We start from the raw sequence: 19,133 nt of genomic DNA, 5'->3' as shown, positions 1-19,133 counted from the left end.
CCGCGGCGCGCTGCCGAGCCTCCCGCTCGGCTCCGGCGGCCCGCTCGAGCTGCTCCACCCGCCCGGCCAGGGCCCGCTGCCGCTCCTCACCCGTGCGCAGGGCCAGCCGGGTCTCCACCTCGGCCTGCCGCGCGGCCGTGGCCGCGGCGCTCAGCTCCTCACGGTGGTCCTCCATCGGCTGCTGCTCGATCGGCTCGGCGCTCGCGGTGGTCAGCCGGCGGGCCAGCTCCTCCAGCGCCTGCCGGTCGACCGCCGCCGCTTCGTTGGCCCTCGCCAACGACGTGGCCAGCCGGGCCGCCTCCGCCGAGGCGGCCCGCGCCACCGAGCCCAGCTGGCCCAGCTGCTCGGCCACGGCGGCCATCCGCGCGTCGGACTCGTGCAGCCGGCTCAGCGCGGCGTCCACCCGCTCGGCGGCCTGGTCCCGCTCCTGCCCGGCGCGGGTGAGGTCGAACCGCAGCCGCTCGGCGCGGTGCGCGGCCTCGGTCAGCTGGTGCGTCGCGTCGTCGAACGCCGCCTGCACCTCGAGCAGGGACGGCGCGGTCGCCGACCCCCCGTAGGCGTAGCCGGCGCCGAGCACGTCCCCGTCGCGGGTGACCGCCACCACCGTCGGTTCGGCTGCCACCAGCGCGCGGGCCGCCGCTAGCCCCTCGACCACGGCGGTCCGGCGCAGCAGCCGGGTCAGCGACGGACGCAGCGCCAACGGCGCCTGCACCAGGTCCATCGCGTAGCGGGCCTCGCCCGGCAGCACCGGCCACGGTGCCTCGGACCCGTCGTCCTCGGCGCTGCCCACGAGCAGGCCGGCCTGTCCCGCGTCGTCGTCCTTGAGCAGCCGCAGCGCGTCCACGGCGGTGCCCACGCCCTCGACCGCCACGGCGTCCGCGGCCCGGCCCAGCGCGGCGGCCAGCGCGGTCTCGTACCCCGGCTCGACGCTGACCAGCGCGGCCACCGTGCCCAGCACCCCGGACAGCTGGTCGCCGGCCGCCAGCAGCGTGCTCGACCCGTCCTTACGGGCCAGCCCCAGCTCCAGGGTCTCCTTCCGGGCCACCAGCGCGGCCCTTTCCCGCTCCGCCGACCGCTCCTCCTCGCGCAGCTCGGCCACCCGGGCGTCCGCCGCGGCCAGCACCGCGGAGGCCCGCTCGTGCTCGGTGTCGAGGTCGACCTCACCCTCGTCGAAGCCGGCGATCTGGCTCTCCAGGGCGGTGAACTCCTGCTCGGCCCGCTCGGCCCGGGTGCGGGCCTCGGCCAGCGCCTCGCTGAGCCGGCCGATCTCCGTCTCCCGGGTCTCCAGCCGGCTGCGCGCGGCCCCCACCTGGCCGGTCAGCCGGGCCAGCCCCTCCCGCCGGTCCGCCTCGGCCCGCTCGACGGTGGCGATCCGCCGCTGCTCCGCGGTGAGCGCCTCCTCGGCCGCCGTGCGGGCGGCCACGGCCGCGGCCAGCCGGACCCGGGCCTGCTCGACCTGCTCGCCCAGCGCGCCCTCCTCGACCCGGACCGCGCGGGCCTCGCCCTCGAGCTCCTCCGGGTCACGGCCGGGCCGGTCGTCGACGGTCTCCTCGGCGGACAGCCGCATCCGCTCGGACGCCAGGGACGCGGTGCCGCGCAGCCGCTCGCGCAGCCCGGACAGCCGGTACCAGGTCTCCTGGGCCGCGGCCAGCACCGGCGCCTGGGCGGCCGAGCGCTGCTCCAGGTCGATCTCGCGGGCCTGCACCTGAGCCAGCTCGGCCTCCACCGACGCCCGCCGCTCGCGCAGCGCCGTCTCGTCGGCGACCTCCTGCTGCAGCGTCGTCCGCAGGTGCAGCAGGTCGTCGGCGAGCAGCCGCATCCGGGCGTCACGCAGGTCGGCCTGCACCAGGTGCGCGCGCTTGGCCACCTCGGCCTGCTTGCCCAGCGGCTTCAGCTGGCGGCGCAGCTCGGCGGTCAGGTCCTGCACCCGGGTGAGGTTGGCCTGCATCGCGTCCAGCTTCCGCAGCGCCTTCTCCTTGCGCTTGCGGTGCTTGAGGACGCCGGCCGCCTCCTCGATGAAGCCGCGGCGGTCCTCGGGGGTCGCCGAGAGCACCTGGTCCAGCTGGCCCTGGCCGACGATCACGTGCATCTCACGGCCGATGCCGGAGTCGGACAGCAGCTCCTGGACATCGAGCAGCCGGCACGACTCGCCGTTGATCGCGTACTCGGAACCACCGTTGCGGAACATGATCCGCGAGATCGACACCTCGGCGAACTCGATCGGCAACGCGCCGTCGGTGTTGTCGATGGTGACGACGACCTCGGCCCGGCCCAGCGGCGGGCGGCCGGCCGTGCCGGCAAAGATGACGTCCTCCATCTTTCCGCCGCGCAGCGACTTGGCGCCCTGCTCGCCCATGACCCAGGCGAGGGCGTCGACGACGTTGGACTTGCCGGAGCCGTTCGGCCCGACCACGCAGGTGATCCCCGGCTCGAAGCGCAGGGTGGTGGACGACGCGAAGGACTTGAAGCCGCGCAGGGTGAGGCTCTTCAGGTGCACGAGGAGGGCGCTCCTGGGCCGGGGCGGTGCCTGCTGACAGCCACCATCGGACGAGAGGACGAGTTCACAGCGCGGGGAAGCGCCCTCACCCTACCCCGCCTCGTGAAGCCGCACCGGTCCGCCAGGGCCGGGGGCGGCGAACGGTCAGGTGAGTGCGGGCTCCCGGTCGGGGACGGCAAGGAAGCGCTCCTGCGCTTCGTCCGCCACCAGCGAGGTGAGCGCCTCGTTCGCGGTCTTCAGCCGGTCGACCTCGGTCTCGAGGTCGTCTACCCGGCGGCGGAGCCGGGCGAGCTCGGCGACGACCATCGGGTCGGGTCCGCCGAGATGGCCGAGCAGGGCCTTCGCCATCGAGGGTCCTTCACGGTCGGGTGCCCGTGGGCACCAGGTCAGTGGTCGCGCAAGAGCCAGGCGTACGGGACGCCGGTGCGGTGTTCTTAGGGTCGCACTGAGATCACGAAACGGTCAACCTCCGCGGCCCGTCGCTCAGCCGACCGGGTGACAGCGTCAGCGCTCGACGAAGCCGGTCAGGTCGCCGCGGGCCGGCGACCACTGCTGGACCACGCCGCGGACCCGCCCGGGGGTGCCGGGCCCCTCCAGCAGCGCGACGAGCGCCCGGCAGGCCGGCTCCGGCCCCTCGGCGACGACCTCCACCCGGCCGTCGTCCAGGTTGGTGGCCCGCCCGACCAGGCCCAGCTCGAGCGCCCGGGCCCGGGTCCACCAGCGAAAGCCCACGCCCTGCACGGTCCCCCGCGCCCAGACGGTCACCCGCACCGGTGGCACCGGCGACTCGGTCACGGCCGGCTACCAGTGCGCCCGGCGCGGCCGGGGCTGACAGCGCGGGCAGCTGTAGGAGGAGCGGTTCATGAACGGGTCCCGCCGGATCGGCGTGCCGCAGCGCGAGCAGGGCAGGTCGCGGCGGCCGTAGGCCTCGAGCGAGCGCTCGAAGTAGCCGGACTCGCCGTTGACGTTGACGTACAGCGAGTCGAACGACGTGCCGCCCCGCTCCAGCGCCGCGCCCATGACCGAGCGGACGGCGGCCAGCATCCGGGCCACCTGGGCGCGGGTCAGCGTCTCGGTCGGCCGGGCGTAGTGCAGCCCGACCTGCCACAGCGCCTCGTCGGCGTAGATGTTGCCGATCCCCGAGACCAGGCTCTGGTCGAGCAGCGCCCGCTTGACCCCGGTGTGCCGCCGGCGCAGCGCAGCGGCGAACGCGGCGTCGTCGAAGCGTGCGTCGAGCGGGTCACGGGCGATGTGGGCCACCGGCAGCGGGACGCCGTCCTCGGTCCCGCCGGACATCGGCTCCAGGGACAGCCCGCCGAAGGTGCGCTGGTCCACGAAGCGCAGCTCGCGGCCGCCGTCGGTGAACCGCAGCCGGACCCGCAGGTGGGTCTCGTCGGGGGCGTCGGGGGGCTGCACGAGCAGCTGGCCGGACATGCCCAGGTGGGCCAGCAGCGCCTCGCCGTCGTCGGTGGGCAGCCACAGGTACTTGCCACGCCGACGGGCCGCCTGCAGGGTGCGTCCCTCGAGACCGGCCACCAGCCCGGCTGCGCCACCCGGCTGCCGGCGCACCGCGCGCGGGTGCAGCACCTCGACGTCGGCCACGGTGCGCCCGGCCACCCAGCGCTCCAGGCCGCGGCGCACCACCTCGACCTCTGGCAGCTCCGGCACGGGGACGTCTAGAGGGTCGGGGTGCGCGGCCGGTCGCCGTCCAGCACCGTCCACGCGGTCGCCGCGGCGGCCTGCTCGGCCTCCTTCTTGCTGCGGCCGGCACCGCGGCCGCGCACCTGACCGCCGACGAGCACCTCGGCGACAAAGCTCTTGGCGTGGTCCGGGCCGTCCTCGCTCACGACGTACTCGGGGACGCCGATCGCCAGGGTGGCGGTGAGCTCCTGCAGGCTGGTCTTCCAGTCCAGCCCGGCGCCGAGCTGGCCGGACGACTCGATCAGCCCGTCGAACAGCCGGTGCACCAGGTCCGAGGCGACCGACAGGCCGCGGTCGAGGTACACGGCGCCCAGCAGGGCCTCCACCGTGTCGGCCAGGATCGAGCCCTTGTCCCGGCCACCGGTGGTCTCCTCGCCACGGCCCAGCAGCACGAAGTCGCCGAGGCCCAGCTCGCGGCCGACGTCAGCCAGCGCCCTCGCGTTGACGACCGCCGCCCGCAGCTTGGCCAGCTGTCCCTCGGGCTGGTCCGGGTGGGTCCGGTACAGCGTGTCGGTGACGACCAGCCCGAGCACGGAGTCGCCCAGGAACTCCAGCCGCTCGTTGGTCGGCAGGCCGCCGTTCTCGTAGGCGTAGGACCGGTGGGTCAGCGCCTGCAGCAGCATCGCGGGGTCGACGAGGACGCCGAGCCGGTCGGCCAGCTCGGCCGGCGGTCGGGGGACGCTCACGCGGCCCCCCGAGCCCGTCCAACGCCCGCGGTGCGCACGCGCGTCAGACCTCGAGGACCTGCCGCTTGTTGTACGTGCCGCAGGTCGGGCACGCGATGTGCTGCAGCTTGGGCTGCTTGCAGCGGTCGCAGGTCGACAGGGCCGGAGCCGTGGCCTTCCACTGCGCCCTCCGGCTGCGGGTGTTGCTGCGCGACATCTTCCGCTTGGGAACGGCCACGGCTAGCTCTCCTTCGATCTGGTGCGTCGGTCCGATGGTTCGTCGGTCTGCTCGGTCGTGCTGGCGCTGTTGTCGTCGAGGAGCCCTCCGAGGGCGGCCCACCGGGCGTCGACCGCCTCGTGCGAGTGCTCCGGGTCGTCGGCCAGCCTGAACCCGCACACCGGGCACAGGCCGGGGCAGTCGTCCCGGCACACCGGCTGCGGGGGCAGCGCGAGCACCAGCGAGTCCCGCAGCACCGGCTCGAGGTCCAGCAGCTCACCCTCGAGCCGCCGGGCCTCTTCGTCCTCAACCTCGAACTCGACGTACTGGTCGGGGTAGTAGTACAGCTCCTGGATCGGGACCTCCACCTCGGAGGTCAACGGTTCCAGGCACCGCACGCACTCACCCGTCAGCTGCGCCCGCGCCGTCCCCGACACGAGCACCCCCTCGATCACCGACTCGAGCCGCAGTTCGAGCTCGATGGCAGATCCCTCGGGAACGCCGATCACGTCTTGACCGAGACCGGCCGGGGCCGGCGCGGTGAAGGACAGCTGGCGCATGGTTCCGGCCCGGCGTCCGACGTCGTGGGTATCCACGACGAGCGGGGCGCGCGGGTCGAGCCTGGACAGCGTGTCCTCCGCCGATGGCATGACGAAGTGGCCTCGGTTGAGGCCGAAGGCTCAGGGTACCGGAGCGGACGGCCGGTTCCCAACCGAGCCGACGCCCGGTCAGCGGCCGCGCAGCGGCAGGTGCTCCTGGGTGGTCTCGTTGCTCGAGTGCCGGCCGCTGAGGTCGTCCGCCTCGGTGCGCCCGCGCAGCCGCTCCCGGCCGCGCATCACCGCGCCGAGGGTCTTGTTCAGCGTGATCTCGAAGGTGGCCAGCTTGCCGTCGATGTACTGGTCGACCTCGTCGCGCAGCTCGTCGGCCTCCTGCTGCGCCTCGTGCAGCACCCGCTGGGCCTCCAGCTGCGCCTGGGTGAACACCTCGGTCTCGGCGACCAGCCGCATCCGCTCCTCGTGCGCCGCCGCCACGATCCGGTCGGCCTCGACCCGGCCTTCGGCGACGACGTGGTCGCGGTCGGACAGCAGCCGGTCGGCGAGGTCGAGCTCCTCGGGCAGCAGCGCCCGCAGTTCGTCGAACAGGGCGAGCAGGTCACCCCGGTTGACCATGCAGGACGCCGACATCGGCATGGCGCGGGCAGTCTCGACGAGCTGGGTGATCTCGTCGAGCTTCTCGTGGACGTCCACGGGCCGGTGGCTCCTCGGTCGTTAGGGGGTCGGGTCTCAGGGCTGCGCGAGGTGCTGCGCCATCCGGCTGGCCACCAGCTCGGGCACCAGCGCGGAGATGTCCCCACCATAGGTCGCGACCTCTTTGACGAGGCTGGAGGAGAGGTAACTGTAGATCGCGGACGTGGGCACGAACAGCGTCTCCACCCCGGCCAGCTGGTGGTTCATCTGCGCCATCTGCAGCTCGTAGTCGAAGTCGCTGACCGCTCGCAGCCCCTTGACGATGGCCGCGATCCCCCGCTCCTGGCAGAAGTACACGAGCAGGCCGTGGAAGGCGTCGACCCGCACGTTGGGCCACTGGCCGGTCACCTGGCGGAGCATCTCCATGCGCTCCTCGACGGTGAACATGCTGGCTTTGCTCTTGTTGATCAGCACCGCAACGGTGACCTCGTCAAACAGCTGGGCGGCCCGGCCGATGATGTCGAGGTGTCCGTTGGTCACCGGGTCGAACGAGCCGGGGGTGACGACCTTGCGCACGCTCACTCCTCCGCAGGGCAGGTGCCGGGTAGGGGCAGCTCAGGCGCCGGCTTCGGTCCCGGCGGCCCGACCGTACCAAAGCGTGGCCTCGCCGTAGCTCCGGGACCGGTCCACTGCGAACCCGAGCGGCCAGTCGAAGGGCTCGTCCCTGGTCGCCCGCTCCACCACGACCACCGCCCCGGGGCCCAGCCAACCGTGGGCCAGAAGGTCGGCCAGCACCGCCCGGACCCGCTCGGTGTCGACGGCGTACGGCGGGTCGAGGAAGGCGAGGTCGTAGGGGGCGCCCGGGTTGGCCGCGGCGGCCACCCGCTCGACCGTGTCCCCGCGCACCTGGGTGCCCGGCAGTCCCAGGGCCGCCACGTTCGCCCGGACCGCCTCGAGCGCTCGCCGGTCGGACTCCACCAGCAGCACGGCGGTGGCGCCCCGGCTGGCCGCCTCGAGCCCGACCGCCCCCGAGCCGGCGTACAGGTCGAGGGCCCGGACGCCGCCCAGTCCGCCGAGCATCGACTCCAGCGCCGAGAACAGCCCCTCCCTGGCCCGGTCGGACGTCGGGCGGGTGCCCTGCCCGGGCGGCACGGTCAGCCGGCGCCCCCTGGCCGACCCGGCCACCACCCTGGTCACGCCTTCTCCAGGAACTCGGCGCGCTCGTCGTCGACGTACTGGGCCAGCGCGGTGCGCAGGGCCGGGTGCCCGTCGAGGTCGGGGTCGGCCGCGACGACACCCGCGGCATCCTCCCGGGCGTCGGCGATGGTGTCCTCGTCGCGCAGCACCGACAGCAGCCGCAGTGACGACCGCCGGCCGTGCTGGGAGGAGCCCAGCACGTCACCCTCGCGGCGCTGCTCGAGGTCCAGCCGGGACAGCACGAACCCGTCCAGGGTGGCCGCCACGGAGTCCAGCCGCTCGCGGGCCGGTGAAGCCTCCGGCTGGTCGGTGACCAGCAGGCACAGCCCGGGCGCCGCCCCTCGGCCCACCCGCCCGCGCAGCTGGTGCAGCTGGGACACCCCGAACCGGTCGGCGTCCATGACCACCATCGTGGTCGCGTTCGGCACGTCGACGCCCACCTCCACGACCGTGGTGGCGACCAGGACGTCGACCTGGCCGGCGGCGAACCGGCGCATCACGTCGTCCTTCACGTCGCTGGGCAGCCGACCGTGCAGCACCTCCAGCCGCAGCCCGGCCAGCGGCCCCTCCGCCAGCTCGGGGGCGACCTCGGTCACCGCCCTGGGCGGTCGGCTGGCCGGGCCGCCCTCGGGCTCGTCGCCGTCCGGCGACACGTCGTCCGGGTCGGGGCTGTCGCCGATCCGCGGGCAGACGACGTACGCCTGGTGGCCGGCGGCGACCTCCTCGCGCACCCGCTCCCAGGAGCGCTCCACGAACCGCGGCCGGTCGGCCGGGACGACGTGGGTGGCGATCGGCGAGCGCCCCCGCGGCAGCTCGGTCAGGGTGGACACCTCGAGGTCGCCGAACACGGTCATCGCGACGGTGCGCGGGATCGGGGTGGCGGTCATGACCAGGACGTGCGGCGGCTGGGCGCCCTTGCCGCTCAGCGCGGCCCGCTGCTCGACCCCGAACCGGTGCTGCTCGTCGACCACGACCAGTCCGAGGTCGAAGAACCCGACCCGCTCCTCGAGCAGGGCGTGGGTGCCGATGACGAGGCCGGCGTCCCCACTGGCGACCTGGAGCAGGCCCTCGCGCCGGGTCGCCGCGCCGGACGAGCCGGTGAGCAGCACCACCCGGGTGCCCACGTCGGCGCCGCCCAGCAGGCCCCGCTCGGCCAGCGGCCCCAGCAGGGCGAGCACCGAGCGGTAGTGCTGCTGGGCGAGCACCTCGGTGGGCGCGAGCAGCGCCGCCTGACCGCCGGCGTCGACCACGGTGAGCATGGCCCGCAGCGCCAGCACGGTCTTGCCGGAGCCGACCTCCCCCTGCAGCAGCCGGTGCATGGGGTGCACCATGGCCAGGTCCCGCTCCAGCTGGGCGGCGACCGCCTGCTGGCCGTCGGTGAGGGTGAACGGCAGCCGCGCGTCGAACGCGTCGACCAGGCCGCCGGCCACCCGACGACGAGCGACCGCGGGCAGCGCCGCGGTCGCGGCCCGGCGTCGGGCCAGCTCGGTCTGCAGGACGAAGGCCTCCTCGTAGACCAGCCGGCGGCGGGCGCTGGCCACCTCGGCCCGGGTCTCCGGCCGGTGCACCAGTCGTAGCGCCTCGGCCAGGCCGACCAGCCCCCGGCGCTCCCGCACGTCGTCGGGGACCGGGTCGGGCAGCTCGCCGAGGACGTCCAGCGCCGGCTGCACCGCCTTGGCGACCCGCCACGACGGGAACCCGGCGGTGGCCGGGTACACCGGGATCAGCGCGTGCGCGAACGCGGCCGCCGCCTGCGCGTCCACCTCGTCGCCGTCGTCGCCCTCGTCGACGAGCAGGTACTCGGGGTGGGTCAGCTGCCGGGCGCCGTTGAACACCGACACCTTGCCCGCGAACAGCCCGCGGCGGCCGGGTCGCAGCTCCCGCTCCCGCCACCTCTGGTCGCGCTTGTCGAAGAAGGTCAGGGTGAGGTAGCCGCGGCCGTCGGTGACCACCACCTGCAGTCGGGTGCCCGGCCGGTTTTTCATCCGGTGCAGCTTGGCCGAGGCGATGTCGGCCATGACGGTCACGTCGTCGTCGACCCGCAGCGAGGCCAGGTCGGTCAGCTCGCCGCGCTCGGCGTAGCGGCGGGGGTAGTGCCGCAGCAGGTCGCCCACGGTCTCGATCCCCAGCTTCTTGCTGAGGGTCTGCGCGGTGGTGCCGCCGACCAGCCGGCCGGCCGGCTCGTCCCACAGCTCTGCGTACACCGGCTACTCCACCCCGATGAGCAGCGGGTAGTGCGGCTGGCCGCCCAGGTAGACACAGGACTCGACCGAGCGGTGGGCCCGGGCCAGGTGCTCCTGCAGACCGTGGCCGAGACCGGGGTCGGCGTCCTCGCCGAGGACCAGCGTGACCAGCTCGCCGCCGGCCGCGAGCATCCGGTCGAGCAGGTCGGTGGCCACCGCGCGGACGTCGGCGCCGATCATCACGACGTCGCCGTCCAGCAGCCCGAGGACGTCGCCGGGGCGGCAGATCCCGGCTGACGTCAGCGCCTCGCGCACCGCCGTGGTGACCTCCCCGTGCCGGGTGGCCCGGGCGGCTGCCGTCATCGCGACCACGTCGTCCTCGAAGTGCCGACCCGGGTCGTGGACGGCGAGCGCGGCCAGCACCTGCACCGAGGCGCGGCTCGGGATCACGGCCACCCGCAGCCCGGCCGAGCGGGCGTACTCGGCGGCCGCCTCCGCGACCGGCAGCGTGTCGCTGTCGTTGGGCAGCACCACGATCTCCCGGGCGTGCGCGCCCTGGATCGCCTCGAGCACGTCACGGGTGGCCGGGCGGCGGGTCGGGGCGCCGTGCACCACCCGGGCCCCGGCCTCGGCGGCCAGCAGCGCGAGACCCTCGCCGGGCGCGAGCGCGATCACCGCCCGGGTCCGGTCGCTCGTGGCCTCGTCCCCGGCGGCGATCTGGTCGCCGAAGTGGGTGATGGCGATCCGGTAGGGGCGCCCGGCGCGGACGCCGGCCTCGACCGCCGCGCCGGCGTCGTCCACGTGCACGTGCACGTTGAACAGCCCGTCGCCGCCGACGACGAGCAGTGAGTCCCCAAGCGGCTCCAGCTCGGCGCGCAGCCGGTCGACGGAGTCCGGTCCGGCCTCGAGCAGGTACATGACCTCGAACGCCGGGCCGCCCGCGCGGCGCCGCTCCGCGTCGGCCACCTGCGGCTGCGGCAACGCCACGGGGGCGCGCAGCCTCATCGGCCGGTCCCCCGTGACCGTGGCGACGAGGGCGTCCAGGACGACGACGAGGCCGCGCCCACCCGCGTCGACGACGCCGGCCCGGCGCAGCGGCTCCAGCTGCTCGGGGGTGTGCCGCAGCGCCTCGGCGGCACCGGACGCCGCGGCCTTGAGCACGGCCGCGAAGTCCTCGGACGGCTCGACCGCGGCCGCCTCCGCGGCTGCCCTGGCCACGGTCAGGATGGTGCCTTCGACCGGGTGCGCCACGGCCGCGTAGGCCGCCTCCGCGGCGGCGGCCAGCGCGCTGCGGACCCGTTGCGCCACGGGCTCGCGGGAGGCTGTGACGAGCACCTCCGAGGCACCGCGCATCAGCTGGCTGAGGATCACCCCGGAGTTGCCGCGGGCCCCGAGCAGGGCGCCGTGCGTGGCCGCGCGCAGGGTGCGCAGGAGGTCACCGTCGTGCGGCCGGGCCTCGACCTCCTCCAGGGCCGACTCCACGGTCAGGTAGAGGTTGGTGCCGGTGTCGCCGTCCGGGACCGGGTAGACGTTGAGGGCGTCGATCTCCTCCCTGGCCCGGCCGAGCGCCGCCAGGGCCTCCCGGCAGCAGGCCCGCACCGCGTCGGCGTCGAGGTCGGCGAATCCGCTCACCGTGCTGCGACCTCCTCCCGCTGTGCCGGTCGCTGTGCCGGGCAGCCTAATCGGAGCGCGGTTGGCGTCCGGCCCCGCCGATCCGGTAACCTGATCCTTCGCTGCCCGGCCGTCGCTGGGCTCGTGCGTCCGTTTCCGTGTCTGGTTCATCGAGGAGTGTCGACCGTGGCTGCCAACTGCGACGTCTGCGGCAAGGGCCCGGGCTTCGGCAACAGCATCTCCCACTCGCACCGCCGCACCCGTCGGCGGTTCGACCCGAACATCCAGACGGTTCGGGCCATGGTCGGGCGCACCCCCAAGAAGCTCAACGTGTGCACCTCGTGCATCAAGGCGGGCAAGGTCACCCGCTAGCGCGCTAGCGGGGCCCACCCAGGTGGGTCCAGCCGCCCTGGCCGGTCACGGCCCGCCCGTCGAGCAGCACGTCGGCGTCGCCCGCGGTCACCATTCCGATCGTCGTCCACCCGGGCGGCGCACCGACCGTGGCCGGAAACGTCGCGGCGAGCGCGTGGTCCTCTCCCCCCGTGAGCACCCACTCGAGCGGGTCCTTGCCCATGGCCGCGGCTGCGTCCCGCAGCGGGTCGGCGACCTCGAGCGCCTTCGACACCAGGTTGATGACCACACCGGACGCCGCCGCGACGTGCCGCAGGTCGGCGACCAGGCCGTCGCTCACGTCGACCATCGACGTCGCCCCTGACAGGGCCGCCTGTGGGCCCTGCTGGTACGGCGGCTCCGGACGCCGGTGCGCGGCCACCAGCACCCGGGGTGAGCGAAAGCCCCGGGACAGCACCGCGAAACCGGCCGCCGACCAGCCCAGCCGGCCGGCCACGGCCACGACGTCACCGGGCTGGGCGCCGGCCCGGGTCACCGGACGCCGGCCGTCGAGCGTCCCGAGTGCCGTGACCGCGATGGTCAGCCGGTCGGAGGAGACGACGTCCCCGCCGACCACCGCGGCGCCCACCCTGGCCGCCTCGGAGCCCAGCCCGTCGGCCAGGCCGAAGGCCCAGGCCTGCGGCAGCGTGGCGGGCGTGGCCAGCCCCACGACCAGGGCGGTGGCACGGGCCCCCATGGCCGCGATGTCGGCCAGGTTCTGCGCGGCCGCCTTGTGGCCGACGTCCCTGGCCTCCGACCAGTCCATCCGAAAGTGCACGCCCTCGACGAGCAGGTCGGTGGTGACGACCACGTTGCCGTCGACGGCGCGCACCACCGCGGCGTCGTCGCCCGGACCGAGCACGACGTCCGCGCCTCCCGGCAGCCGGGCGATGATCGCCTCGATCAGCCCGAACTCGCCCAACGCGGCCACGGTCATGTCCTCGCCATGCTGCACGGTGGTCGTGATCCTCTCGCTCGTCGTCGACCTGGCCGACCCGCTCCCGCCGCACCACCCGGACGCGATAGCCTCGCAGGCGGCCGACACCTCGTCGACCGAGTCCGTGTCCCGCGGCCTTTCTCGGGAGGAGCCCTCGTGGTGGTCCAGGCGTACATCCTCATCCAGACAGAGGTCGGAAAGGCCGCCAACGTGGCCGCGCAGATCGCCCAGATTCCCGGGGTGACGCTCGCCGAGGACGTCACCGGCCCGTACGACGTCATCGTCCGCGCCGAGGCGGCGTCCGTCGACGACCTGGGCAAGCTGGTGGTCGCCAAGGTGCAAGGCGTCGAGGGGATCACCCGGACCCTGACCTGTCCCGTCGTCCACCTCTGACCGTTCGAAGTCTCGGCCGGCCCGCCGTCGGGCTGCTCGCGGGCGGGCTGCTGGCCGGGCTGTTGGCCGGCTGCTCGAGCGGCGCCGTGCGGGTGGCCGTGCCGGCCAGCCCGCCCGCCACGGCCGCCGCTGCGTGCGCGGCGCTCGCGACCGAGCTGCCGAAGACCCTCAACGGGCTGACCGCCCGGCCGACCGACCCCTCGTCGGCGCTGGTGGCGGCCTGGGGCAAGGACCCGGTCGTGCTGCGCTGCGGGGTGCCCAAGCCGGCCGCCCTTCAGCCGACGTCGGAGCTGATCACGGTCAACGGCGTGGACTGGCTGCCCGAGCAGCTGACCGAGGGCTACCGGTTCACCACGACCGGCCGGGTGGCCAACGTGGAGGTCACGGTGCCGCAGGCCTACCGCCCCGAGGTCAACCTCCTCGTCGACCTGGCCGCCCCCTTCAAAGCCACGGTCCCTTCCGCATGAAGGGGGCGGGGCGGGGGCAAGTCAGCGGAGCAGGCCGGGGCGGCGGCTAAGCGCCAGCTGGAGCAGCCGGTCCACCAGCTCGGGGTAGGCCACTCCGGACGCCGCCCACAGCATCGGGAACATCGACACCGGGGTGAACCCGGGGATCGTGTTCACCTCGTTGACCAGCACCTCGCCGTCCGCCCGCAGGAAGAAGTCCACCCGGGCGAAGCCCTCGCAGGACAACGCGTCGAAGGCCTGGCAGGCCATCGCCCGCACCCGCTCGGCCACCGCGGCCGGGAGCACCGCCGGCACGTCGAGGTCGCTCGCATCGAGGTACTTCGCCTCGAAGTCGTAGAACTCGTGCGCCCCACGCACCCGGATCTCACCGCACACGCTGGCCTCTGGGCCGCTGCCGTCGGCCCGGTCGAGCACCCCGCACTCGATCTCCCGGCCGTCGATGCCCTGCTCGACGACGACCTTCGGGTCGTGCTCCCTGGCCGCCGCGACGGCCGCGGGCAGCTCGGCCCAGTCCTTGACCTTGCTGATGCCGATGCTCGAGCCGGCCCGGGCCGGCTTGACGAACACCGGCAGCGACAGAGCACGGATCCGCTCTATCGCCACGGCCGGGTCGGTCCGCCACTCGCGGTCGGTCACGACGACGTACCGGCCCACCGACAGCCCAGCCGCCGCCAGCAGCACCTTCATCGCGGCCTTGTCCATGGCCACCGCGCTGGCCAGCACCCCGGAGCCGACGTACGGCACGCCGGCCAGCTCCAGCAGCCCCTGGATCGTGCCGTCCTCGCCGTACGGCCCGTGCAGCAGGGGGAACACCACGTCGACCTCGCCGAGCACGCGCGGCACCTCGCCCGGCTCGCTCACCACGAGGTCCCGGGACGTCGGGTCGCCGGCCAGCACGACGGCCGCCCGCTCGCCGTCGACCTCCGGCAGCCGACCGTCGGTGATCGCCAGCCGCTCCGGGTCGGACTCCTCCAGCACCCAGCGGCCGTCGGTCGCGATGCCGATCGGGACGACGTCGTAGCGCTCGGGGTCGATGACCCGCAGCACGCTCCCCGCGGTCACGCAGGAGATCCCGTGCTCGCCGCTGCGGCCGCCGAACACCACGGCGACCCGTGGACGGCGTCCCGAACCGGTCATCGCGCCGACCCTACCGGGCGGGATACTGGCGCCCATGCCCGACGCACCGCAGCAGCCCGCCGCCGACCCGGACCGGCCAGACCTCGACCTGTCCGGAGTCGCACCCGCCACCGTCGCCGTGGTGGCCGGCCGCCCGCCACGGGTGCCGGACGCCCCGCTCAACCCGCCGGTCACCTTCGCCTCCACCTACCACGCGGGCGGCGACGTCGAGTACGGCCGCTACGGCAACCCCACCTGGACGGCGCTGGAGACCGCGGTCGGCGCCCTCGAGGGCGGCTCGGCGCTGTCGTACGCGTCTGGGCTGGCCGCGGTGGCCGCCGTCCTCGAGGTGCTCCTGCCCGACGGCGGCACGGTCGTGGCCCCGCGCTCGGCGTACACCGGGACCCGCGCCCAGCTCACCGCCCTGGAAGCGACCGGACGGGTGCAGGTCCGCCCGGTCGACCCGGCCGACACCACCGAGGTGCTGGCCGCTCTCGACGGCGCCACCGTGGTCTGGCTGGACTCGCCCACCAACCCGCTGCTCGACGTCGCCGACGTCAGGACCGTCGCCGCGGCGGCGCACGCGGCCGGCGCCGCCCTCGTGGTCGACTCGACCTTTGCAACCCCGCTGCTGCGCCGCCCCATGGACGACGGCGCGGACCTGGTCGTCCACAGCGCCACCAAGCTGATCGCCGGCCACTCCGACGTGCTGCTCGGCCTGGTCGCCACCCGCGACTCGACCGTGCTGGCGCGGCTGGACGACCAGCGCCGGCTCAAGGGCGCCGTGCCCGGCCCCATGGAGGCCTGGCTGGTCCTGCGCGGGCTGCGCACGCTGGCGCTGCGGGTCGAGCGCGGCCAGCGCAACGCCACCACACTGGCCCAGCGGCTGCGCATGCACCCGAGGGTGGACCGGGTCCGCTACCCCGGTTTCGGCGCCATGGTGGCCATCGAGGTGAGCGGCGGGGGCGCGGCGGCCGACGCCGTCGCCACCGCTGTCCGGTTGTGGGTGCACGCGACCAGCCTGGGCGGCGTCGAGTCGACCCTGGAGCGCCGCCGGCGCTGGGAGTCCGAGGCCGCCGAGGTGCCCGAGTCGCTGCTGCGGCTGTCCTGCGGCATCGAGGACGTCGACGACCTGTGGGCCGACCTCAGCCGGGCGCTGGACTCCGCCGCCGGCTGACCGGCCCGGTCACATCGTTGAGTGCTCGGACTTCGGGTCGCGGCTCATCAGCGCGGCGACGACCTCGCTCGGCCTCCTGCCGTCGTGCACAGTCGCGACCACCTGCTCGGTGATCGGCATGTCGACGCCGTGCCGGTGGGCCAGCTCGAGGATCGGCCCGCAGGACTTCACGCCCTCGCAGGTCTGCTTCATCGCGGCCGTGGCCTCGGCCATGCTCATGCCGCGCCCGAGGTTCTCCCCGAACGTCCGGTTGCGGGACAGCGGAGACGAGCAGGTGGCCACCAGGTCACCGGTGCCGGCCAGCCCGAAGAACGTGGTGGCATTGGCACCCAGGGCCAGCCCGAAGCGCATCATCTCGGCCAGCCCCCTGGTGATGATCGCGGCTTGGGTGTTCTCGCCGAACCCCATGCCGGCGGCCATCCCGCTGGCCAGCGCGATGACGTTCTTCACCGACCCGCCGACCTCCGCGCCCACCACGTCGAGGTTCGTGTAAGGCCGGAAGTACCGGGTCGTGCAGGCCGCCTGCAGCCGGGCGGCGGTCTCCTCCGCCGTACAGGCCACCACCGTCGCCGCCGGCTGGCGCTGCACGATCTCCCCGGCCAGGTTCGGCCCCGAGATGACGGCGATCCGGTCCTGGGCGATCCCCGTGGCCTCGCGGACCACCTGGCTCATCCGCTGCATGCTGCCCAGCTCGATGCCCTTCATCAGGCTGACCAGGACGGCGTCCGCCGGGAGGCCGGGCAACCAGCTCACCAGGTTCTCGCGCAGCACCTGAGCCGGCAGGGCCAGCACCACGAAGTCCGCGCCGTCCAGCGCCACCCGAGGCTCACCGGTCGCCCGCAGCTGAGGCGGCAGCGCGACTCCCGGGTGGTAGCGGCGGTTCTCGTGGGTGGCGTCGATCTCCGCGGCCAGCTCTGGGTCGTGACCCCACAGGACAACGTCACAGCCGGCGTCGGCGAGCACCATCCCGAACGCCGTGCCCCAGGAGCCGCTGCCCATGACGGCCGCCCTGGGACCGCCGCCGCCGGTCCGGCTGCTCATCAGTTCTCCCGCGACGGACCGCTGCCGGTGGCGCGCCGGGCCCGCTTGGGGTTGCCGATCACGGCCACTCCCGCCGAGCGCGGGTCGAAGCGCTGCGCGGGCGGCTCCTCCTGGCGCAGCTCGGCCAGCAGCTCGGTGATCGCGGCCATGATTCTGTCGGTCGCCGCCTTCAGCAGCGCGGCGTCTATCGGCCGCCCGCGCAGGTCGTCCAAGTCGACCGGCTCACCGACGGTCACGTGCACGGTCTTGCGGGGCAGCAGGTGCGGCCGCGTCGAGTACGGCGCCAGCAGCTCGTTCGCCCCCCAGTGCGCCAGCGGGATCACCGGGCACCCGGTCGTCAGCGCGATCCGGGCCGCCCCGGACTTGCCGACCATCGGCCACAGCCCCGGGTCTCTGGTCAGGGTGCCCTCGGGATAGACCACGACGCACTCGCCTCGCTCGACCGCGGCGACGGCCGCCCGCACCGAGGATCCCGCGTCCACCGTCTCGCGGTAGACCGGGATCTGCTTGGCCCCGCGCACCACCATCCCGACGAAGGGCACGTCGAACATCGACACCTTGGCCAGGAACCGGACCGGACGCTTGAGGTCCCACAGGAAGTGCGCGACGACGAGCGGGTCGAGGTGGGAGTTGTGGTTGGTCGCCACCACCACGCCGCCCTGCCTCGGCACTCGCTCCCGGTGCCGCCAGTCCCGCCCGGTGACCAGCAGCAGCAGCGGCTTGAGGAGCACCACGGCGAACCAGAACCAGAACCCCGGCTTGGTGCGTGCCAACGGTGTTCCTCTCGCTCGATCCCGCGGACCCATCCTCCCGCCCGCCGCCACCGGTGTCGAGGCAGCCTGCGAGGATCACCCTGTCATGTCGTCAGCGCAGAGCACCCCGCCGGCCTGGGCTGTCGTCGTCCCGGTCAAGCGGCTCGAGGTCGCGAAGACCCGGCTGTCCCGGCTGGCCGGGGTGCACCGGGCTGCGCTCGCGTCGGCGTTCGCGGTCGACACCGTGGCCGCGGCGCTGCAGGCTCCCGGCGTGGCCTGGGTGCTGGTGGTGACCGACGAGCCGGAGGTGAGCCGCCAGGTCCGCGAGCTGGGGGCGCAGACGGTGCTTGACGTGCCCGCCGCGGGGCTGAACCCGGCGCTGGCCTACGGGGCCGCGGTCGCCACCCGACGCTCTCCCGAGCTGGGCGTGGCCGCGCTGTCCGCGGACCTGCCGGCACTGCGCCCGGCCGAGCTGGGCCGGGCGCTGGCCGCGGCGCTGACCCACCCGGTCTCGTTCGTCAGCGACGCGGAGGGCACCGGGACGACGCTGTTCGCGGCCCGGCCAGGAGAACCCTTCCAGCCCCAGTTCGGACACCGGTCACGGGCCGCGCACCGCGCCGACGGAGCCGTCGAGATCACCCTCGCCGGGCTGCCCACGCTGCACCGCGACGTCGACACCGAGGTGGACCTCGCGGACGCGCGGCGTCTCGGGGTTGGCCCGCTCACCGAGGCGCTGGTCCCCTCGCTCCTCGACGGGCAGCCGTGAGCACGACGCGGCAGGCGACGGTCGGCTCCTTCGACCCGCAGTCGGGCAGCGGGACCGTCCTGCTGGACGACGGGACGCCGCTGACCTTCGACGCGGATGCCTTCGCGGACAGCGGCTTCCGGCTGCTGCGGTCGGGCCAGCGCGTCCAGGTGCTGCTGGACGACGGCAGACTTCGGGTCAGCAGCCTGCGGATGCTCTACACCTGACCGTGCGTGCGGTCACGGGCCGCCCGGACCACCGCTGCAGCAACGTCTTCGCCGCGTGCCCCCAGACCGGCCACCACGCCGTCCATGTCGGCAGCCGACCGGTTCTGGCTCAGCTTCACCTTGGCCTCGATCCGGCCGATCACAACCTCCACGCCGACGATCGCCCGTAGCTGGCCGGCCACTTACTCGGCGGGGGCGTCGTCCACCGACCACGGCCGCGGCTCACGGACTTCGTGACGGTCGGTGAGCCGACGCACCAGCGACTCGACCCATGCCGGGTCGTCGTACACCACCAGGTCGCCGTAAACGTGGGCGGTCACGTAGTTCCAGGTCGGCACTACGCGCCCGTGCTCCGCCTTGGTCGCGTACCAGCTGGGGGACACATACGCGTCCGGTCCACGCACGATGACCAGCGCCTGGCCGAGAGCTGGCAGCCGCCACTGGTCGTTGTTCCTGGCCACGTGCCCGAGCAGCGCGCCGTGCGCACCGACCGACGGGTCGTAGACGAACGGCAGCAGCGTGGCCACGAGTCCGTCCGACGTCGCAGTCACCAGGTCCGAGGCTCCCTGGTGCAGCAGCAGGTCGCGCACCGTCTCCGGGTCAGCAGCGAAGTGAGTGGGGACGTACATG

General features: G+C 74.3%; 22 protein-coding genes and 1 pseudogene. 6 read left to right on the top strand and 17 right to left on the bottom strand.

Features of this window, described 5'->3' with window-relative positions; genetic code table 11:
• The 12 genes from smc to VIM19_19080 all read right to left on the bottom strand — a co-directional run.
• The coding region (gene smc, locus VIM19_19135; protein HEY5186958.1) for a chromosome segregation protein SMC at positions 1-2,497 on the bottom strand (2,497 nt) is incomplete at its 3' end.
• Positions 2,498-2,641: 144 nt separating this feature from the next.
• On the bottom strand, positions 2,642-2,845 hold the full coding sequence (locus VIM19_19130) for a hypothetical protein (protein ID HEY5186957.1): 204 nt from the start codon (positions 2,843-2,845) through the stop codon (positions 2,642-2,644).
• A 156-nt stretch (positions 2,846-3,001) separates the two neighbouring features.
• Positions 3,002-3,292 (bottom strand): acylphosphatase, encoded by a 291-nt coding sequence (locus VIM19_19125; GenBank protein ID HEY5186956.1) that lies wholly within the window; start codon positions 3,290-3,292, stop codon positions 3,002-3,004.
• 6 nt (positions 3,293-3,298) lie between these two features.
• On the bottom strand, positions 3,299-4,165 hold the full coding sequence (gene mutM / locus VIM19_19120; GenBank protein ID HEY5186955.1) for a bifunctional DNA-formamidopyrimidine glycosylase/DNA-(apurinic or apyrimidinic site) lyase: 867 nt from the start codon (positions 4,163-4,165) through the stop codon (positions 3,299-3,301).
• Between the two features lie 8 nt (positions 4,166-4,173).
• Complete coding sequence (rnc, locus tag VIM19_19115; protein HEY5186954.1) at positions 4,174-4,884, bottom strand: ribonuclease III; 711 nt, start codon at positions 4,882-4,884, stop codon at positions 4,174-4,176.
• A 43-nt stretch (positions 4,885-4,927) separates the two neighbouring features.
• Positions 4,928-5,101, bottom strand: coding sequence for a 50S ribosomal protein L32 (gene rpmF, locus VIM19_19110; protein ID HEY5186953.1), 174 nt, complete (start codon positions 5,099-5,101; stop codon positions 4,928-4,930).
• A gap of 2 nt (positions 5,102-5,103) precedes the next feature.
• Positions 5,104-5,730: a YceD family protein gene (locus VIM19_19105; protein HEY5186952.1), complete on the bottom strand. Its 627-nt coding sequence runs from the start codon at positions 5,728-5,730 to the stop codon at positions 5,104-5,106.
• Positions 5,731-5,808: 78 nt separating this feature from the next.
• On the bottom strand, positions 5,809-6,327 hold the full coding sequence (locus VIM19_19100; GenBank protein ID HEY5186951.1) for a hypothetical protein: 519 nt from the start codon (positions 6,325-6,327) through the stop codon (positions 5,809-5,811).
• A gap of 36 nt (positions 6,328-6,363) precedes the next feature.
• Positions 6,364-6,843, bottom strand: a complete 480-nt coding sequence (gene coaD, locus VIM19_19095; protein HEY5186950.1) for a pantetheine-phosphate adenylyltransferase — start codon at positions 6,841-6,843, stop codon at positions 6,364-6,366.
• 39 nt (positions 6,844-6,882) lie between these two features.
• Positions 6,883-7,464, bottom strand: a complete 582-nt coding sequence (rsmD, locus tag VIM19_19090) for a 16S rRNA (guanine(966)-N(2))-methyltransferase RsmD (GenBank protein HEY5186949.1) — start codon at positions 7,462-7,464, stop codon at positions 6,883-6,885.
• Complete coding sequence (recG, locus tag VIM19_19085) at positions 7,461-9,668, bottom strand: ATP-dependent DNA helicase RecG (protein HEY5186948.1); 2,208 nt, start codon at positions 9,666-9,668, stop codon at positions 7,461-7,463. Before recG ends, rsmD begins: the two co-directional genes overlap by 4 nt.
• A gap of 3 nt (positions 9,669-9,671) precedes the next feature.
• Complete coding sequence (locus tag VIM19_19080) at positions 9,672-11,279, bottom strand: DAK2 domain-containing protein (protein HEY5186947.1); 1,608 nt, start codon at positions 11,277-11,279, stop codon at positions 9,672-9,674.
• A 165-nt stretch (positions 11,280-11,444) separates the two neighbouring features.
• Here VIM19_19080 and rpmB point away from each other — a divergent pair, with 165 nt between their 5' ends.
• The gene (gene rpmB, locus VIM19_19075) at positions 11,445-11,630 is read left to right on the top strand and encodes a 50S ribosomal protein L28 (GenBank protein ID HEY5186946.1); all 186 of its coding nucleotides are present in this window, start codon (positions 11,445-11,447) and stop codon (positions 11,628-11,630) included.
• A 4-nt stretch (positions 11,631-11,634) separates the two neighbouring features.
• Here rpmB and VIM19_19070 read toward each other — a convergent pair whose 3' ends face one another.
• Complete coding sequence (locus VIM19_19070; GenBank protein HEY5186945.1) at positions 11,635-12,603, bottom strand: thiamine-phosphate kinase; 969 nt, start codon at positions 12,601-12,603, stop codon at positions 11,635-11,637.
• A gap of 141 nt (positions 12,604-12,744) precedes the next feature.
• On the opposite strand from VIM19_19070, the gene VIM19_19065 reads away from it, so the two are divergent.
• Both VIM19_19065 and VIM19_19060 read left to right on the top strand, forming a co-directional pair.
• On the top strand, positions 12,745-12,978 hold the full coding sequence (locus VIM19_19065) for an Lrp/AsnC ligand binding domain-containing protein (protein HEY5186944.1): 234 nt from the start codon (positions 12,745-12,747) through the stop codon (positions 12,976-12,978).
• A gap of 86 nt (positions 12,979-13,064) precedes the next feature.
• The gene (locus VIM19_19060; GenBank protein HEY5186943.1) at positions 13,065-13,445 is read left to right on the top strand and encodes a DUF3515 domain-containing protein; all 381 of its coding nucleotides are present in this window, start codon (positions 13,065-13,067) and stop codon (positions 13,443-13,445) included.
• 21 nt (positions 13,446-13,466) lie between these two features.
• Here VIM19_19060 and VIM19_19055 read toward each other — a convergent pair whose 3' ends face one another.
• Positions 13,467-14,582, bottom strand: coding sequence for a D-alanine--D-alanine ligase family protein (locus VIM19_19055; GenBank protein HEY5186942.1), 1,116 nt, complete (start codon positions 14,580-14,582; stop codon positions 13,467-13,469).
• Between the two features lie 34 nt (positions 14,583-14,616).
• On the opposite strand from VIM19_19055, the gene VIM19_19050 reads away from it, so the two are divergent.
• Positions 14,617-15,738, top strand: coding sequence for a PLP-dependent transferase (locus tag VIM19_19050; protein HEY5186941.1), 1,122 nt, complete (start codon positions 14,617-14,619; stop codon positions 15,736-15,738).
• 9 nt (positions 15,739-15,747) lie between these two features.
• Here the strand turns inward: VIM19_19050 and VIM19_19045 are convergent, their stop codons facing one another.
• Positions 15,748-16,779 (bottom strand): NAD(P)H-dependent glycerol-3-phosphate dehydrogenase, encoded by a 1,032-nt coding sequence (locus VIM19_19045; protein HEY5186940.1) that lies wholly within the window; start codon positions 16,777-16,779, stop codon positions 15,748-15,750.
• Entirely contained in the window at positions 16,779-17,552 is a 774-nt protein-coding gene (locus tag VIM19_19040; GenBank protein HEY5186939.1) for a lysophospholipid acyltransferase family protein, read from the bottom strand. The genes VIM19_19045 and VIM19_19040 overlap by 1 nt, the downstream gene beginning before the upstream one ends.
• An 85-nt stretch (positions 17,553-17,637) precedes the next feature.
• Here VIM19_19040 and cofC point away from each other — a divergent pair, with 85 nt between their 5' ends.
• Together cofC and VIM19_19030 are read left to right on the top strand one after the other, a co-directional pair.
• Complete coding sequence (cofC, locus tag VIM19_19035) at positions 17,638-18,297, top strand: 2-phospho-L-lactate guanylyltransferase (GenBank protein HEY5186938.1); 660 nt, start codon at positions 17,638-17,640, stop codon at positions 18,295-18,297.
• Complete coding sequence (locus VIM19_19030) at positions 18,294-18,503, top strand: hypothetical protein (protein HEY5186937.1); 210 nt, start codon at positions 18,294-18,296, stop codon at positions 18,501-18,503. Before cofC ends, VIM19_19030 begins: the two co-directional genes overlap by 4 nt.
• On the opposite strand, the pseudogene VIM19_19025 reads toward VIM19_19030, so the two are convergent.
• Positions 18,494-19,132: pseudogene (locus tag VIM19_19025) on the bottom strand (FMN-binding negative transcriptional regulator). The gene VIM19_19030 and the pseudogene VIM19_19025 overlap by 10 nt on opposite strands.
• Position 19,133: the final 1 nt, after the last annotated feature.

Source organism: Actinomycetes bacterium (assembly GCA_036510875.1).
In the GTDB taxonomy this organism is placed as follows: domain Bacteria; phylum Actinomycetota; class Actinomycetes; order Prado026; family Prado026; genus DATCDE01.
This window is presented reverse-complemented; position numbering and strand designations above follow the sequence as displayed.